At 71.6% G+C, this 16,262-nt stretch carries 13 protein-coding genes; 8 read left to right on the top strand and 5 right to left on the bottom strand.

From position 1 onward, the window contains the following. From VGZ32_RS08130 to VGZ32_RS08120, 3 genes are all read right to left on the bottom strand, one after another. Positions 1 to 2,637 (bottom strand): SpoIIE family protein phosphatase (locus VGZ32_RS08130; protein ID WP_326885255.1); only part of this gene is annotated, 2,637 nt, incomplete at its 3' end. 425 nt (positions 2,638 to 3,062) lie between these two features. Continuing rightward, positions 3,063 to 3,602: a MarR family winged helix-turn-helix transcriptional regulator gene (locus VGZ32_RS08125; RefSeq protein WP_326885254.1), complete on the bottom strand. Its 540-nt coding sequence runs from the start codon at positions 3,600 to 3,602 to the stop codon at positions 3,063 to 3,065. 293 nt (positions 3,603 to 3,895) lie between these two features. After that, entirely contained in the window at positions 3,896 to 4,948 is a 1,053-nt protein-coding gene (locus tag VGZ32_RS08120; protein WP_326885253.1) for an aldose 1-epimerase family protein, read from the bottom strand. 332 nt (positions 4,949 to 5,280) lie between these two features. Between VGZ32_RS08120 and VGZ32_RS08115 the strand changes: the two genes are divergently transcribed. The 7 genes from VGZ32_RS08115 (at position 5,281) to VGZ32_RS08085 (ending at position 12,894) form a co-directional block, all read left to right on the top strand. After that, complete coding sequence (locus VGZ32_RS08115; protein ID WP_326885252.1) at positions 5,281 to 5,949, top strand: CDP-alcohol phosphatidyltransferase family protein; 669 nt, start codon at positions 5,281 to 5,283, stop codon at positions 5,947 to 5,949. Between the two features lie 180 nt (positions 5,950 to 6,129). Next, positions 6,130 to 8,625, top strand: coding sequence for a mannose-1-phosphate guanyltransferase (locus tag VGZ32_RS08110; RefSeq protein ID WP_326885251.1), 2,496 nt, complete (start codon positions 6,130 to 6,132; stop codon positions 8,623 to 8,625). Positions 8,626 to 8,905: 280 nt separating this feature from the next. Continuing rightward, a complete protein-coding gene (gene gcvH, locus VGZ32_RS08105; protein ID WP_326885250.1) occupies positions 8,906 to 9,298 on the top strand; it encodes a glycine cleavage system protein GcvH in 393 nt (130 codons plus the stop codon). 27 nt (positions 9,299 to 9,325) lie between these two features. Next, positions 9,326 to 10,162, top strand: a complete 837-nt coding sequence (locus VGZ32_RS08100) for an FHA domain-containing protein (protein WP_326885249.1) — start codon at positions 9,326 to 9,328, stop codon at positions 10,160 to 10,162. Between the two features lie 109 nt (positions 10,163 to 10,271). Further along, positions 10,272 to 11,279, top strand: a complete 1,008-nt coding sequence (locus tag VGZ32_RS08095) for a MerR family transcriptional regulator (protein WP_326885248.1) — start codon at positions 10,272 to 10,274, stop codon at positions 11,277 to 11,279. Between the two features lie 133 nt (positions 11,280 to 11,412). Beyond that, positions 11,413 to 11,877, top strand: a complete 465-nt coding sequence (locus VGZ32_RS08090; protein WP_326885247.1) for a bifunctional nuclease family protein — start codon at positions 11,413 to 11,415, stop codon at positions 11,875 to 11,877. Between the two features lie 456 nt (positions 11,878 to 12,333). Beyond that, a complete protein-coding gene (locus VGZ32_RS08085) occupies positions 12,334 to 12,894 on the top strand; it encodes a MerR family transcriptional regulator (RefSeq protein WP_326885246.1) in 561 nt (186 codons plus the stop codon). Between the two features lie 239 nt (positions 12,895 to 13,133). Here the strand turns inward: VGZ32_RS08085 and VGZ32_RS08080 are convergent, their stop codons facing one another. After that, positions 13,134 to 13,937: a class I SAM-dependent methyltransferase gene (locus VGZ32_RS08080; RefSeq protein WP_326885245.1), complete on the bottom strand. Its 804-nt coding sequence runs from the start codon at positions 13,935 to 13,937 to the stop codon at positions 13,134 to 13,136. A gap of 161 nt (positions 13,938 to 14,098) precedes the next feature. Here VGZ32_RS08080 and VGZ32_RS08075 point away from each other — a divergent pair, with 161 nt between their 5' ends. Continuing rightward, complete coding sequence (locus VGZ32_RS08075) at positions 14,099 to 14,779, top strand: lysophospholipid acyltransferase family protein (protein WP_326885244.1); 681 nt, start codon at positions 14,099 to 14,101, stop codon at positions 14,777 to 14,779. Between the two features lie 140 nt (positions 14,780 to 14,919). Here VGZ32_RS08075 and VGZ32_RS08070 read toward each other — a convergent pair whose 3' ends face one another. Next, the gene (locus tag VGZ32_RS08070; protein ID WP_349263534.1) at positions 14,920 to 16,230 is read right to left on the bottom strand and encodes an aminotransferase class I/II-fold pyridoxal phosphate-dependent enzyme; all 1,311 of its coding nucleotides are present in this window, start codon (positions 16,228 to 16,230) and stop codon (positions 14,920 to 14,922) included. Positions 16,231 to 16,262 lie beyond the last annotated feature (32 nt).

The following is a 16,262-nucleotide window of genomic DNA, read 5'->3' as shown; positions in this document are numbered from 1 at the left end:
GGCGTCGGCGTCCAGCGGATCCAAGGTGCCGTCGGCCGCGACGGGCATCGTGGCCGCGTCGTCGTACGGGTTGGCGACCTCCGCCCACACCACCTTGCCGGTGCCGGTCGGCCGCACGCCCCAGCGGGCCGCCAGCGTCGCGACGATGACCAGGCCGCGGTGCCGCTCGTCGCCCGTGCCGGTCGGCGCCGGGCGGACCAGTCGGCCGTCCCCGTCCGCGACCTCGATCATCACCGCGCCGGGCCGGTGCCGCAGCCGCAGGCTGATCGGCGGGGCGGCGTGCTCGACCGCGTTGGTGACCAGCTCGCTGACGATCGAGACGATCGCGTCGTCGAGCTTCTCCAGCCCCCACTGCTCCATCGTCGACATCGCGAACCGGCGCGCCGCCCGCGCCGCCTCCAGCGTCGGCGAGAGGGCCACCTCGGCCTTCTGCGTCTCGGCCGGACGCGCCGCCACGAACAGCACCGCCACGTCGTCGTGCTCGGCGCCGGTCAGCATCTCCTGGGCCAGCCGGTCGCAGCCTTCGCGCACATCCACCGCGGCTTCGGGCACGCACAGCTCGCTGAGCACCGAACGCAGTCGCCCGAGCCGGTCGTGCAGAGGCGTTTCGCGGCACTCCACGAGTCCGTCGGTGTACAGCAGCAGGCGGGCGCCTTCCGGCATCGGCCGCGCCATGTCCGCGAAGATCGCCCGGTCGAGGCCGAGCGGCATGCCGAGGTCGGCCTCCAGCAGCGTCACCTTGCCGTCCGGCGACACCAGAGCGGGCGGCAGATGCCCGGCGTTCGCCCAGCGCACCGTGCCCTCGCTCGGGTCGTAGACCGCGTAGACACACGTCGCGATCTGCTCGTGCGGCAGCTGGCACACCAACCGGTTGAGCTGATCGAGCACCTGACCCGGCGGCAGGTCCATCACCGCGTAGGCCTGGATCGCCGCGCGCAGCTGCCCCATGACCGCCGCCGCGTCGATCCCGCGTCCCATCACGTCGCCGATGACGAGCGCCACCCGGTCCGCCGACAGCGGGATCACGTCGTACCAGTCACCGCCGACCCGCGCCCCCTGCTCGCCGGGCAGATACGTCGAGGCGATGTCCAGGTCCGCCAGGCGCGGCGGGGCGGCGGGCAACAGCGAGCGCTGCAACCGCATCGCCGTCGTGCGCTCGTGCCGGTACAGCCGCGCGTTCTCCATCGCGCTGGCCGCCTGCGCCGCGATGCCCTGGGCCAGCTGCTCGTCCCGCTCGGTGAACACCGACGCCTCGGGATGGCCGAAGTAGAAGCAGCCGAGCACCTCCCCGCTGGCCGCCACGACCGGCACGGCCAGATACGAGCGCACCGGCGGATGCCCCGGCGGCATCCCGTGCAGCGGCGGGTTGTCGCCGTAGCGCGGATCGCGGGTCACGTCCGGGGTGCGCACCGTCGCCCGGGACGGCGGCTGCGGCCCGAACAGCGCGGTCTGCCGGGGCAGTCCGAACCGCTCGAAGGTCTCGGGCTCGAGCCCGGCCAGCGCGTAGCGGGTCTTGGCCACTCCGTCGGTGCCCACCGCGGTGTAGAAGAAGGCCCCGAATTTGGCGTTCACCACGCTGGTGGCGGCCTCGATCGCCTGCTGCACCAGCTTGCGCAGATCCAGCTGCCGGGCCAGCGACTGCCCGACCGAGTACAACGTCTCGACGATCCGCGACTCCTGCGCCAGCCGCTCGCGCTGCTCGCGCAGCGCCGCCTCGACCGTCGGCCGCGGACGGACCGACCAGCCGGCGCCGTCGTCGGTCGGTGCGGGCGGCAGGATCGCGCTGGTGCCGGTGTCCTCGAGCGCGGAGTCGTAGCCGGGCCGCGGCATCACCCGGCCGACCGGGGGCGCCGGATCGAACAGCGGCAGGTGCGCGAAGGGTGCCAGCGCCGTGCGCATCGCCTCGGCCACCGCGCCGAACCGGTGCGCCTGCGTCGCGTCGAGCGGCACCCGGGAGAACAGCACCGAGGTGAACACCTCGCCGTTGGGTAGGATCCCGCCCAGCCCCAGCCCCGCGGTCACCCCGTACGTGCCGACCAGCCACTGCGCGGGCACCAGCGGCGAGCCCGCGGCCTCGGAGATCAGGTGCACCGCGACCCGGGCCGGGCGGCCGTCGTCGGCGCGGCGCGGGCGCATCTGCGCGTCGGCGCCGACGAGGTGATCCATCACCGTCAGCGCCAAGGGGACCCGGCGGATCACATCCGCGCCGGACAGCGGCAGCGCCTGGTGATCGCGCGAGGCATGGCGGTCGTTCCAGGCCGGGCGGTCGCCGAGGCTGGCCATCAGGGCGAGGCAGCGGGTGCCCGACGGCTGGGCGCCCGGAGACATGCGGGCGAGCGAGTACGAACGAAGCTGAGGGGTCAGCTGGTCCCACACGGTGGTCTGGAAGATGCGGATCAGTACGACCGCTGACTCACCGTCGGGGGTGGTGAACGCGCCCCGGATCGCGGCGGCCACCTGGCGCGCGGCGCCTTCCATCGAGGCGGCCTGCTCGCCGGCCCGGACGACGGCGGCGGCCAGCGCGGCGATCCGCTCGACCGAGAACACGGCTCCGGAGTGGGCCGCGAGGGCGCCGCGGTGCGTGCCGAGACCCATGCCGCCGTCCGCGGTCGTCGCCGTACCCGTCACGGGGTCCACGTGCTTGCCTCGCCTCCGCCGGATGACGCCACCGGACGCTGCGCCAGTTCGCGCGGCGCCCGCCACACATCATCGCGTGTCCGGGCCCGTCGGGTGAGGCCTTTCGGTCGATCAGTTCCGAATCGGCCAGGGTGTGCCAGTACGGCGGACGTCCGAATTATGCGGTTATAACCAGATTAGCGCCGCCGAGACGGAGGAACCCGGCTCTCCTGGGGTGCGGAGAGCCGGGTGACGGACGCGAATCGGGCGGCGGTTGAGAGGCGGTGCCGCCGCCCAGTTTCCTTCTGCACTGCCCCACTGCCGCGCGCGAGCCGGACCGGTCAGGTCCGCATGCTTTCGGCAGCGGAGCGGGCAGAGGCGCCGGCCGCGGGACGAGGGCCTTCAGGTCCCGGCGGACGGCGCCGCGCTGCCGAGGGAAAGAGCGCCTAAACCTCGGCGATGATCGTGCTCAGGCGCTCGAGCTTCTCGACCACGATGTCGTACTCCTCGTCCGTCAACGCCTTGCGCACATTGCGCTCGAGGCTGCGGATCCGGCGCTTGGCGGTGTCGAACGCCTCCTGACCGAGCGGCGTCACCGTGGTGGTGATGACGCGGCCGGCGCCGGGGTGCGAGGTGCGCGCGATGTAACCCTTGCGCTCGAGCGCGGCGACCAGGCCGACCATCGCCTGCGGGGTGACCTGCACGGAGCGGGCCAGGGTCGCCGAGGAGGCGCTCTTGAGGTGGATCAGTGCCTGCAGCACGCCGTACTGGGCCTCGGTGAGGTCCACCTCGTCCAGCACCCGGTCCACCTGCCGGCCCAGCTCGCGGTTGGCGCGCGTCAGCAGCCAGTTCAGATAGCCGTTCTGCGGCCGGTAGGCCGCCTCCTGGGCGCGGACCTGCTCGGCCTCCGCCACCGCGCGCGCCCGCCGCGCCGACCGCCCGCCCGCGGTCGGTAGCAGGGCGGTTTTCTTCGTCGCTGTACTCATGAATGACCCCTTCGCATCCTGATGCACTACTCCGGACGGCGCTGTCACAGAGTTTTGTCGCCCGTGGCCCTCACCCTGTGGCCTTCCTGCCGCGACATCCCGTCCGTGCGACGTGGGACGAGTCGCGAGGCGGCGCCGCCGCTGTCTCTTCAGGCCATGATAAACCCGAATGGAGCAACCCGGAACCACAGTCAGAAAAAACACTGATATCAGCTAGCGTGAGATCAAGATGCTGGACGAGACAGCCTGGGAGTTGTTACCCTGACGCCCCGTCAGTTCGCTGGCGGCGCAGCTCAACCCGCGTGAATTCCCCACCGGTGGCCAACTTCCCCACCAGCTTCCAGACGGATCAGATCGGTGCCGGAATTGAAGGCGTCGGGGGGGCACGACATGGGCTCCACTGCGACCCCCGCGCGCTTCCATGCGCCGGGTAGCGGGTCCGCTGTGAACACCTGAATCCACTCCAGTCCACGGTCGAGCCACAGCGTCACCGCGCCGCCGCCGGGCTCGCTCACGCGCACCCGGCCGATGCCGTCCAGCTCCCGCTGGAGACCGCCGAACGCGGTGTCGAGACTGGTCGCGCCGACACTCCGCGGCGCGCGGAAGTCATACGGGCTCGCATCCACATTCGCCGCGCCGGTCGGAATCATCCGCTCGTCCACGGTCAGCCGGCGCTCCGTCGGCAGGTGCAGCGTCCACTGGTCCGCTGCGCCCGCAGCGGCCTCGAGCCCGGGCGTCAGATACGGATGCGCGGCATAGCCGTACGGCGCGGCCGAGGTTCCGGCGTTGCGCGCGCGGACCTGGACTTCGAGCCCTGCTTCGGAGACCGCGTAGACGGCGGTGAGGTCGAGGATGTGCGGATAGCCCGGGTGCGGGTGCAGCCGGTGGGTGAGCACGACGCGGTCCTCGGCGCGCTCAGCCAGCGTCCACGGCGTCCAGCGCACCAACCCGTGGATGGCGTTTCCCCTGGCAGGCTCGCTGAGGTCGAGCTGCCGGTCCTCGCCGTCGAAGCGGTAGCGGCCGTCCGCGACCCGGTTCGGCCACGGCGCGAGCAGCTGGCCCGCGCCGTAGTGCGCCGGCTCGTCCTGCGCGTACGCGACCACCAGCGGACGCAGCGCGCCGTCCGCGTAGTGTCCGAGTTCCCTGAGACCCGCGCCCACTTCGGTGACCACCGCGCGATATCCGCCGCCGGTGATGACGAACTGCCGTCCGCTCGGACAGGCTGGTCGCGCCTCGTCGGGCGTGGAATTCGCGCGTGCATTTGAATCGGCGGATGCCGCGGGAATTGCGGACGACGGTTCCACGGGTGTCGATCCGGCCGGCTGCGTCGTGTTGGCTACGTCCATGGACGAACACTCTCACACAAGCCGCCGGGAAAACCGACAGCCGCCCGCCAGCCCACGCCAAGGGGGGAGAAGCGTGGGCTCACGGGCGGCTGTGCTCTGTGCTCGCGACCGCCGATGGACGTGTCATCTGCTGGCCGGTTCGATTACAACGCTACGGCCCTGGAGCTTCTGCCTGGAAGGGCTAACGCGGCCCTTGACGTAAGCTTTGCCGACCTTTGAGGTAACCGCACCAGAGAATTGCGGGCCGGTGGTTCGCACCGGCCGCGCGGCCCGATAAGGGCGCCCGGCGCGGCCGCCCGTCCGACGCACCGCAACCCCTAGACTTGCCAGCCATGACAGTGCCCTCGACCGGATCGGCCGCCCCGAACGAGCCGGGGGCGCCGGATGCGGGCAAGCCCGCGCCGTCCAGTGCCCCGACCGACCGGATCTGGACGATCCCGAACGCGCTGAGCGTGCTGCGGCTGCTCGGGGTGCCGCTGTTCCTCTGGCTCGTCCTCCGGCCCGTCTTCCACGGCCCGCACTACGACGGCTGGGCGCTGCTGACCCTCTTGGTCAGCGGCGCGACCGACTATTTCGACGGCGTGCTCGCCCGCGCGCTCGGACAGGTCAGCAAGCTCGGCGCGCTGCTCGACCCGGCCGCCGACCGCCTCTACATCCTGGCCACGCTCGCGGGACTGGCGGCACGTCAGATCATCCCGGTGTGGCTGGTCGCGATCCTGGTCGGCCGCGACCTTCTCATGGGAATCCCGCTGCTCGTCCTCAAGCGGCACGGCTTCGGTCCGCCGCCGGTTCACTACCTGGGCAAGGCGGCCACGTTCAACCTCCTCTACGCCTTCCCGCTCCTGCTGCTCGGCGACGGCCACGGGTGGCTGCACGACCTCGCCGGCTCGGTCGGCTGGGCGTTCGCCATCTGGGGTACCGCGATGTACTGGCTCGCGGCCGGCCTCTACGTCGTACAGGTGAGGCAGCTGATCTCCAGCGGGAGCGCCGAGACCCAGTGAGAGCCCACTAACTCTGTGAGCCGCATGCGGTGGCGCGCCGCCGCCTGACCGGGTGAGAAGTGACCTCGGCTACACGCGAACGCGGATTATCCGAGATCCGGCTGGGCAGGGATAGGTGCGACACGCGGGCGAGTGCCGAGTTGTGTCGTGCCTTGACATCGGGAGAAAGGGCGAGCCGGGATGAGGGCAGTCGTGATGGCCGGCGGCGAGGGCACCAGGCTGCGTCCAATGACATCCTCGATGCCGAAACCGCTGCTACCGGTCGTTAATCGGCCGATCATGGAACACGTGCTGCGGTTACTTAAACGGCACGGGCTGACCGACACCGTGGTGACCGTCCAGTTCCTCGCTTCGCTGGTGCGCAACTATTTCGGCGACGGCGAAGAACTCGGCATGAATCTTCACTACGCCAACGAGGACACGCCTCTGGGCACCGCCGGATCGGTGAAGAACGCGGAGGCGCAGCTGGCCGGCGACAGCTTCCTGGTCATCTCGGGCGACGCGCTCACCGACATCGACCTCGGCGCGCTGATCGACTACCACCGCGAGAAGAAGGCACTGGTCACCGTCTGCCTGACCCGGGTGCCCGACCCGCTGGAATTCGGCATCACCATCACCGACGACGAGGGCCGCGTCGAGCGCTTCCTGGAGAAGCCGACCTGGGGCCAGGTCTTCTCGGACACCGTCAACACCGGCATCTACGTCATGGAGCCGGAGGTCCTCGACTACATCGAGGCCGGCGAGCAGGTCGACTGGTCCGGCGACGTCTTCCCGCGGCTGCTCAAAGAGGGCAAGCCGGTCTACGGCTATGTCGCCGAGGGCTACTGGGAGGACGTCGGCACGCACGAGTCCTACATCAAGGCCCAGGCCGACGTGCTCACGGGCAAGGTCGACGTCGAGATCGACGGCTTCGAGACCGCACCGGGCGTATGGGTGGCCGAGGGCGCGGAGGTGGACGAGAGCGCGGTGCTCAAGGGACCGTGCTACATCGGCGACTACTCCAAGATCGAGGCCGGGGTCGAGATCCGCGAGCACACGGTGATCGGCTCCAACGTGGTCGTCAAGACCGGGGCCTTCCTGCACCGCGCCGTCGTGCACGGCAACGTGTACATCGGGCCGCACGCGAACCTGCGCGGCTGCGTCGTGGGCAAGAACACCGATCTGATGCGCGCGGCCCGGATCGAGGACGGCGTGGTGGTCGGCGACGAGTGCCTGATCGAGGAGGAGTCGATCCTCGCCGCCGGGGTGCGCGTCTACCCGTTCAAGACGATCGAGGCGGGCGCGGTCGTCAACAACGACGTGATCTGGGAGCAGCGCAGCCAGCGCTCGCTCTTCGGGCCGCGCGGCGTCAGCGGCGTGGTCAACGTGGAGATCACCCCCGAGCTCGCGGTCCGCCTCTCCAGCGCCTATGCCACGACCCTGAAAAAGGGCGCGACCGTCACCCTCGCGCGCGACGGCTCCCGCGCCGGGCGCGCCCTTAAGCGCGCCGTCATCGCCGCGCTCACCTCCAGCGCGCTCAACGCCCGCGACCTCGAGTGCGTCCCGATGCCCGTGGCCCGCCTGCAGACCGCGCGCGGCACCGCCGGCGGCGTCGTCATCCGCACCACCCCGGGCGTGCCTGACTCGGTGGAGATCCTGTTCCTCGACTCCACCGGCGCGGACCTGTCGCCGGCCGGGCAGCGCAAGCTCGACCGGGTCTACTCCCGCGCCGAGTTCCGCCGCGCGTTCCCCGGCGAGATCGGCGACCTGTACACCCCCTCCCGTATCTTCGAGAGCTACATCCAGGAGCTGCTAAGCCGGGTGGACGTCTCCGGCGTGTCCGAGGCAGACCTGAAAGTCGTGGTGGACGCGGGCGGCGGGGCAGCCGGGCTGGTGCTGCCCGCGCTGCTCGGCCGGGTCGGGGTCGACGCGTTCACCCTCAACCTCGGCATGGACGAGGCGCACCCGACCGAGTCCCCGGCCGAGCAGCAGGCCGCGCTGCGCCGCCTCGGCGAGATGGTGGCCTCCTCGCGGGCCGCGTTCGGGGTGCGGTTCGACGCCGTCGGCGAGCGGATCTGGCTGGTCGACGAGAAGGGCTCGCGCGTCGACAACGATCGGGCGCTGCTGGTGTTCATGGACCTGGTCGCGGCGGAGCGGGGCGAGGGCCGCATCGCGCTGCCGGTGACGACCACCCGGGTCGCGGAGAAGGTGACCGACTTCCACAAGGTCGGTATCGAGTGGGTGTCCACCTCACCGGACGAGCTGACCCGGGTCTGCGGCAACAAGGACGTCATCTTCGGCGGCGACGGGCGCGGCGGGTTCGTCATCCCCGAGTTCCACGCCGCCCTCGACGGCATTGCCGCGTTCGTGCGGCTGCTCGGCCTGATCGCCCGCACCCACCTCACGCTGTCCCAGATCGACGGGCGCATCCCGCGTGCCCACGTGCGCCGGATGGACGTGCCGACCCCGTGGGCGGCCAAGGGAATGGTCATGCGGACGGTCGTCGAGGCCGCCGAAGGACGCGAGCTGGACACCACCGACGGCGTGCGGATCGTCGAGCCGGACGGGCGCTGGACCATGGTCCTGCCCGACCCGGCGGAGGCCGTCACGCACCTGTGGGCGGAGGGCCCCAACGCGGACTCCGCGGACGAGTTGCTGGGCCTGTGGGCCGCCGTCGTCGAGCAGGCGGGCGCCTAAGGAAACTGTTAGTCGCTCACTAGTTGAGATCTTCGCGGCGGGAGTGCGCGGGGCGCGTTAGAGCGCATTCCCGCCGTAAAGGCATAGTCGTGTGGTCGGGTAATCGGCGCACCGTGTAAGGTCGCGACACCAGGTCAGCTAATCCGCGCGGAAGAGCCGGCAAACCCAGCCACACCCCAGACGAGCACTTATCTGACGACCACGGCGCGAAGGGCGGCGGACGGCGAGATCCGCCGAAGGCCGAGCCGCGCGCCGACCGACACAGCTACGGAGCACTCCAGTGGCCGATTTCCCCGAGGACTTGAAGTACACCGCCGAACACGAGTGGGTACGGGCGGGCGCGGAGGGCGGTGCCGCGCGCGTCGGCATCACCGACTTCGCCCAGGACGCCCTCGGCGACATCGTCTTCGTCACGCTCCCCGAGGTCGGCGCCGCGATCACCGCCGGGCAGCCGTGCGGCGAACTGGAGTCGACCAAGTCGGTCAGCGACGTCTACGCGCCGGTCACCGGGACCGTCGCCGCGGTCAACGGCGCTCTGGACGCGAACCCCGAGCTGGTGAATTCGGACCCGTACGGGGAAGGCTGGATGTTCGAGGTGGAACCCGCCGGCGGCGCCGCCGCGCTGGACGGGCTGCTCGACGCCGCGGCCTACCGCGCCTCCGCCGAGAAATAACGCGGACCAGAGGCGACGGGAGAGTCAGTGGCGCTGTTCGGGCGATTCGGCCACCGCCGGGGCGGCCAAAGTCTGCCCGACGGGAAGGCGCTGATACCTCCCGTCGAGCGGTCCGCGGCCGTCTCCGGGCCCCGGCCCGGGATCGAGTGGAACGGCCTGGACCGCGGCGCGACGGCACCGGGCCGACGCGCCCCGACCGGCGGGTCGGTTGACCCGGAGCGGGGCGGCGGCCTAGGTTTCGATGCGTCGTCGCCGGGCGCTGAGACAACTTGGGAACAGGAAGAAGAGGTACAGCCGGCCCGCGTGGGCGGCTTTCCCACCCAGGAACGAGAGGCCGCGCCGGAGCCGCGGCGGGAGGTCGGATCGATGGTGTTGTGCGTCCATTGTGGGCACGCCAACTCCGAGGGCAGCCGTTTCTGCTCCAACTGCGGCAACCCCCTGGTGGCCGGCGAGCGGCCGACCGAGGTGACCTCCACGATCGCGCTGGGCGCGCTGGGCTTAGGCGAACAGGGCGACACCGGCGAGATCGTCAGCCCCTACGCCTCGGCCACCGAGACGCTGGCCGAGAGCAACGCGCTGCTGGTGGTGCAGCGCGGACCGAACGCGGGCAGCCGGTTCCTCCTGGACGCCGACGTGACCTCTGCCGGGCGGGCGCCGGACAGCGACATCTTCCTCGACGACGTGACGGTCTCCCGCCGCCACGCCGAGTTCACCCGCGCGGCCCAGGGTTACCTGGTGCGTGACGTAGGCTCGCTCAACGGAACGTACGTGAACCGGGAGCGGATCGAGGAGGTCCTGCTCGCGGACGGCGACGAGGTCCAGATCGGCAAGTACCGCCTGGTGTTCCTCACCGGGCGCGGCTGACGCCGCAGGCGGGCGCGGGCAGCCGTCGTCGGGCGCGGCGGGCGGCGGTCCTTGAGGTTTCGGGCCAGGGCTGGGGACACGGACACTCACCCGAGGAGTCGGAGACACCATGGCTGGCGGCGTGCGAGGGCTGACGATCGGTGAGGCGGCCGCGCTCCTGGCGGTGGAGTTCCCCGGCTTGACGGTGTCGGCGCTGCGCAGGTTTGAGGCGCAGGGGCTGGTCGATCCGGTCCGCACGTCCGCCGGATACCGGCGCTACGGCCCGGAGGATCTGGAGCGGCTCCGGGCGGTGCTCTCGGGCATCCAGGACCCGCTCTGGCCGGATCCGGCCGTCTCAGTGGAGGAGCCGGCGACCCCTGTCGGGCGGTCGAAGTCGGCGCAGGCTGTCTCGGGGCGCACGGCCACGACCGCTCGGCTCCCGTCCTCACGTGCGCCGTCCTCGGCGCGGGCCGGGGCTGTGCCGGCGGGCGCGCGATCCGGGGGTTCTCAGCGGCCTGCCGACGCCGGGTCGACCGACCTGGCCGGGCTCGCGACCGCGCCGGTGCTGACCGCGCCGTCGGGGAGCGGTCGGGCGAGCAGGTCGGACGCCGCGGACGCGGTGCCCGTGAACGCCGCGTCGATGGACGCCGCATCTTTGAACGCCGCATCCTCAAACGCTGCGCCGACGGCCATCGGCTCGATGCCCACCGCGGCCTCCCGCCGGGCTGAGCGCCGCTGGCCGGAGGCCGAGTTCTTCGCCCCCGACCTCGGCGAGGTCGCGCTGACCCGGGACCAGTTGGCCACGGCGGCGCGCGCCGAGCGGGCATGGGTCGACGGCCTGGTCGAGTTCGGCCTGCTGCCCGACGGCGAGCCGGTCGGCGGCGCGGAACTGCTGGTCGCGCGGGCGTCGGCGGAACTGGCCCAGTTCGGCGTCGAACCGCGGCATCTGCGCGTGGTGGCGATCTCCGCGGCCCGGGTGGCCGAACTGGTGACCGCTGCCGCGGCGGCGGGCACGAACCGCGACCCGGCCCGCCGCGAGCGGTCCGCGCTGGCCGCCCCGGGGCGGTCGGCAGAGGCGGCGGCTGCTGCCGTGCGGCTGCACGCGGCGCTGGTGCGGGCTGCCCTTTTGCGCGCCTAAGCCTTGTCTGCGCTTTGAATCTGACCGGCACCGCGGGGCTGATTCGCGCGAACGGCGCGGCGGTGCGTGCGCATGGGCGAATCCTCGGTCCCTGGGCGAGGTGTGCGCCCCAGCGCGCGCTAGGGTGTCTATCGTGAACGAACTCGACGTTGTCGGCGTTCGCGTCGAACTGCCGTCCAATCTGCCGATCGTGCTGCTCCGGGAGAGCTCGGGGGAGCGCTTCCTGCCGATTTGGATCGGCCAGGGGGAGGCGAGCGCGATCGCGGCCGCGCTCGAGGGCGCCGCGCCGCCTCGGCCGCTGACGCACGACCTGTTCCGGGACACCCTCAAGGCGCTCGGACGCAGGTTGACGGCTCTGCGCATCACCTCGCTGCGCGGCGGCACGTTCTTCGCCGAGATGGTGTTCGACGGCGGGATCACCGTCTCCGCCCGGCCCTCCGACGGCATCGCCCTGGCGCTGCGCTGCGGTGCGAAGATCTTCGCCGCCGAGGAGGTGCTGGCCGAGGCCGGCATCCTGCTTCCGGACGACCAGGAGGACGAGGTCGAACGCTTCCGCGAGTTCCTGGACCAGATCTCGCCGGAGGATTTCGAGGCCTGATAGATTGGACCGTTGCCCGGCACGGCTCCACGCGCGCCGGTCGTGCGCCGGTGCGGGCGGCGCAGGGTTCAATTGATCCTGTAGTGCGGCGTGTTCTGCTTTTGACACGCAGGCTCCCGACACGCCGCGCCCATCAGCGGCAGCACCGTCCGACGGTCCCCGCGCAGCGTGGCGCGGGGGTGGAACCGCAGGTCGGCGCGGGGTAGTGAAAGAGCCGTGACAGCCCTCGGCGTGGCGGGCGCAAAGGTCGTTGACGCCGGGAGGGCGACTGCGTACGGTCGGCAGAGCCTGGTGGGTGACGTGTGCGCGGTCATTTCGTCAGGAGCGGGACGGGTCACCGGTTCGGAGGGTTTGCCGGGCCGGGGGCGGATGGGAAGAACAGTTCGGGGAGGGTTCACGGCCACCGAGGGGTGGCGGGACCGGTCGGGTACGCATCGTTGCGGAACGGAGGTCGGCGTGAGCGCGGTTACCACCCAGTCGCGGGACGCTGTCCCCGACCCGTTCGACACATACGGCTATCGCGGCACGGTCGCCTGCGCCGCGGCCGGGATCACCTACCGCCAGCTGGACTACTGGGCCCGCACCGGCCTGGTCGGACCCTCGCTCACGCCGACCGCCGGCTCGGGCGCCGGGCGGCTCTACAACTTCCGCGACATCATCATCCTCAAGATCGTCAAGCGCCTGCTGGACACCGGGGTGTCGCTGCACAACATCCGCGCCGCCGTCGCCCACGTCAGCGCGCGCAGCAGCGCGGAGCTCGCCGGGATCACCCTGATGAGCGACGGCGCGACGGTCTACGAGTGCACCTCTTCCGAAGAGGTCGTCGAACTCGTGCACGCCGGGCAGGGGGTGTTCGGCATCTCGGTCGGCGCCGTGTGGCGCGAGATCGAGGAAGTGCTCAGCCGGCTGCCTGGAGAGCCCGCCGCCGCGGATGGCAGCGCCGCACCGGCCGCCGCACCGCTCGGCACCGGCGCGGTGGACGAACTGGCGCTGCGCCGCCGCTCACGCGCCGTCTGACCGGCACACGGCCGCGGACCATGCAACCGGAGCCGCCGCAACCGAAGCCCTTGGGTCCAAAGTCTTGCCCGATGTCCCGCGTGTGCGTGCGGGGCGGTAGCTGGTGTGAGCGAGCGACGGGGGCGGGGTACGCGTGGCGCAGGACGGGGCGGAGCACGACTCTGAGACGACAGCGCGGCGCCTGGCTGACCCGGAGCCGCCTTCGCCTCGCCTACCAAGTCCTCGGCTGAGACGCCGCGTCACACCGCCGTGGCCCGGAACAGCCATAGGCACGCGTTCTCGCCCGCGAAAGGTGCCGACAGGGGTCTGATCTCGTCGAGCCGGAAGTCGGCCGCGTGCAGGCAGTCCGCGATGATGTCGGGCGCGTGGTGCCAGGCGGTCGTGGGCAGGGTCGAGCCGTCCATGAGTCGATAGTGCGCCACGTAGGGCACCCCGTCCGCCGGTGCGGACCCAGCGGCGTCTCGCGGCTCACCCCACTGCACCGCCCCGGCCAGACCGCCGTACGTCCCCGGCCCCGGTTCCACGGCGGCGAGCGGCGCCCCCGGCCTCAGGATGCGACGCGCCTCGCCCAGTGCGGCGACGAGGTCGCGCGGGTGCGGGAGGTGGACCAGCAGAAGCTGCACGACCGCTCCGGTGCACTGCCCGCGCCGCAGGTGCAGCCGCCCGCGCGAGTCCGGCAGCGACCGCAGGAGCCAGGCGTCGCGGTACCGCTGCGCGCCGAGGCGGTGCATCGCGGGGGAGACGTCCACGGCGTGGATGCGCAGCCAGTGCTCGCTCGCCAGCTGGTGTCCGAGGCCGCCGAGTCCGCATCCGAGGTCGAGCACCTCGCCGTCCGGGCGGCCGGGCGCGCGCCGAGGCTCGGGAGGGCAGACAGCAGCGGCGAGCGCGGGCCACGCCACCTCGCGGTCGAAGGCGGTGTCCCGCATCGCGTACGCGGCGGCTATGCGCGGATCGGTCCACCGGGTGCCCGTCCGTCCGTCGACGGCGGGCGGTGGCGGCTCGCGCAAGACCCCGGACTGGCAGGCCGAGTCGAATGCAGGCATAGCGCCAGTCAAGCCGCGCTCTTACCCCTTTCGCGGCCCAAAAGAGCCGAGTCCGCTGGCTGTCACTCGAAGGAGAAGTGGCCCTATCCTCTCTAATCGGTCCGGCCGTCGTTTCGCGGCGCCGGGCGCCGGTCGCCGGTCAGCTGCAAGAGAGGCGTGGCGTGTTCTACGTGGTGGTGAAGGCACTGGTGACGCGGGTCACGCTGATGATCTGGCGGCCGCGGGTCGAAGGCCGTGAGAACATCCCGGCGCGCGGACCGGTGATCCTGGCGTCCAACCACCTGTCCTTCGTGGACTCGCTGCTGATCCCTATGGTCGCGCCGCGTCGCGTCTCGTTCCTGGCGAAGGCAGAGTACTTCGAGACCCCGGGCGTCAAGGGCCGGCTGATGAAGGCGTTCTTCACCGCGATCGGCGCGATCGCGGTGCGGCGCGGAGAGCATCGAGCAGCGCAGGACTCGCTCGACCAGGCGCTGGCGGTGATTAGTTCCGGCAGCGCGTTCGCGATCTACCCGGAGGGAACGCGCTCGCTGGACGGGCGGCTGTACCGGGGAAGGGTCGGGGTGGGCTGGCTCGCGCTGAAGTCCGGAGCGCCGGTCGTGCCTGTAGGCATCGTCGGCACGAGGGAAGTGCTGCCCGTGGGCGCGAAGGTCCCGAAGATCGTCCGGGTCTCGGTGCGCTTCGGCGACCCGATCGACGCGGCGAAACTCAACTTCGTCGGCGAGGCGGTGGCCGAGAACCCGAAAGCCCGGCGCGCCGTCGCCGACGAGGTGGTTGCCCAGATCCAGAAGCTGACCGGCCAGGAGTACGCGGGCGTTTACAACGAGCGTCCCGCCGAGGTCTGAGCCCGCCTCAGCGTTCGCCCTCGTTCGGGTCTCACCCGATCTCACCCGCCTCCACCCTCGCCCGATCTACGCCACTCCAGAAACCGTTGACGCCCGCTCGCGTCTCCCTCGAGCCGCCTCCGCCGCCAGTCGCGCTCGATCTACACCGCCCCGGACACCGACGCGGCCCGCTCCCTTCTACCTCGTGCCGCCTCCGCGAGGGCGTCAGCGACGCACGGGGCGTCTTGCGGATCGAGCGCTGCCGTCGTCACCCGGAGCGCGGGTCCCGAACGAATCCGGAACCAGGAGCCGGGCGCTGCGGCGTATCCGTGTGCGATGAGCGCGCTGAGCGCCGCGCTCTCGTCCGAGACCGGCACCCACACGTTCAACCCGCTGCGGCCGTGCGCCTCAACGCCCCGCGCCGCCAGGGCATCAACCAGCGCCGCCCTCCGCTCGTCGTACTTTTCCCCGGCCATCTGGATGAGACGCTGCGTCGCGTGATCGGCGAGCGCGCCGGACCAGGTGCCCTGGATGATCCGGCTGACGTGCCGCGCAGTGTGACGCAGCCGACCGGCGACCCGATCGTGCGTCGTCTCGTCGGCCGCCATCAACGCGATGCGCAAGTCCGGTCCGTACGCCTTGGAGGCGCTGCGCAGATACGCCCAATACCTCGTGGCCCCGGCGACCGGGTGCGGCGCAGCGGCTGCCAGATCGGCACCGTGATCGTCGTCGATGGTCACGACGTCCTGATGATCCGTCAGCACGGCGCGAAGAGCGGCGGCCCGTTCCGCCGTGATCGCTGAGCCGTACGGGTTCTGGGCCCGCGTGGTCACGATGAACGCGCGGGCGCCGTCGGACAGCGCCGTAGCGAGGGCGGCTGGATCGGGACCGTCGTCGTCGACGCGCACCGGCAGCGTCGTCAGCCGATCTGCGGCTAGCAGGTCGAGCAGCTGGGTCCAGCCCGGGTCCTCCATCGCCACCGCGTCCCCGGGGCGCAGATGGGCGGTCAGCACCCGATCGATGCCGTCGAGCGCGCCGAACGTGCACAGCAGACGCGTGCTGTCGACGCCGTCCCGGTCGAGCAGGCGTTCCCCGCACCGCAGCAATCCGGGATCGACGACCGGATCGCCGTACCGGGCCGGATCGGTGACGGGGCGCGGGTAAAGGTGGGGGAGCAGCGCGGGATCGGGATGGCCCGTGGACAGGTCGACGGTTCCGGTGGGAAGCACGAGGGAGCGTCCGGCCGTGCTCGTGGCGGGACGGTTGCGGATGCGCGTGCCGTTGCGGCCGTGAGTCTCGATCGTGCCGCGCTCGCGCAGCAGTCGATAGGCGTTCGCGGCGGTGTTCGGATTGACGCTGAGCTGGGCGGCGAGGTCGCGCACCGTGGGCAGCGCGGTGCCGGCGGCCAGGCGCCCCGCGGTGATCGCGGACTCGATGTCGGCGGCGATATCGGTTGCGCGCGCCCCGCCCACCTCGTACTGTTCGACCCAGGAAGTTTGTCCCA

The sequence above is a fragment of the Actinocrinis sp. genome, assembly GCF_035938995.1.
Lineage (GTDB): Bacteria > Actinomycetota > Actinomycetes > Streptomycetales > Catenulisporaceae > DASZGI01.
This window is presented reverse-complemented; position numbering and strand designations above follow the sequence as displayed.

Coding starts and splice junctions, on each gene's coding strand:
- VGZ32_RS08095 (WP_326885248.1), top strand. CDS start 10,272: ATGGCTGGCGGCGTGCGAGGGCTGACGATCGGTGAGGCGGCCGCGCTC.
- VGZ32_RS08125 (WP_326885254.1), bottom strand. CDS start 3,602: ATGAGTACAGCGACGAAGAAAACCGCCCTGCTACCGACCGCGGGCGGG.
- VGZ32_RS08110 (WP_326885251.1), top strand. CDS start 6,130: ATGAGGGCAGTCGTGATGGCCGGCGGCGAGGGCACCAGGCTGCGTCCA.
- VGZ32_RS08115 (WP_326885252.1), top strand. CDS start 5,281: ATGACAGTGCCCTCGACCGGATCGGCCGCCCCGAACGAGCCGGGGGCG.
- VGZ32_RS08120 (WP_326885253.1), bottom strand. CDS start 4,948: ATGGACGTAGCCAACACGACGCAGCCGGCCGGATCGACACCCGTGGAA.
- VGZ32_RS08080 (WP_326885245.1), bottom strand. CDS start 13,937: ATGCCTGCATTCGACTCGGCCTGCCAGTCCGGGGTCTTGCGCGAGCCG.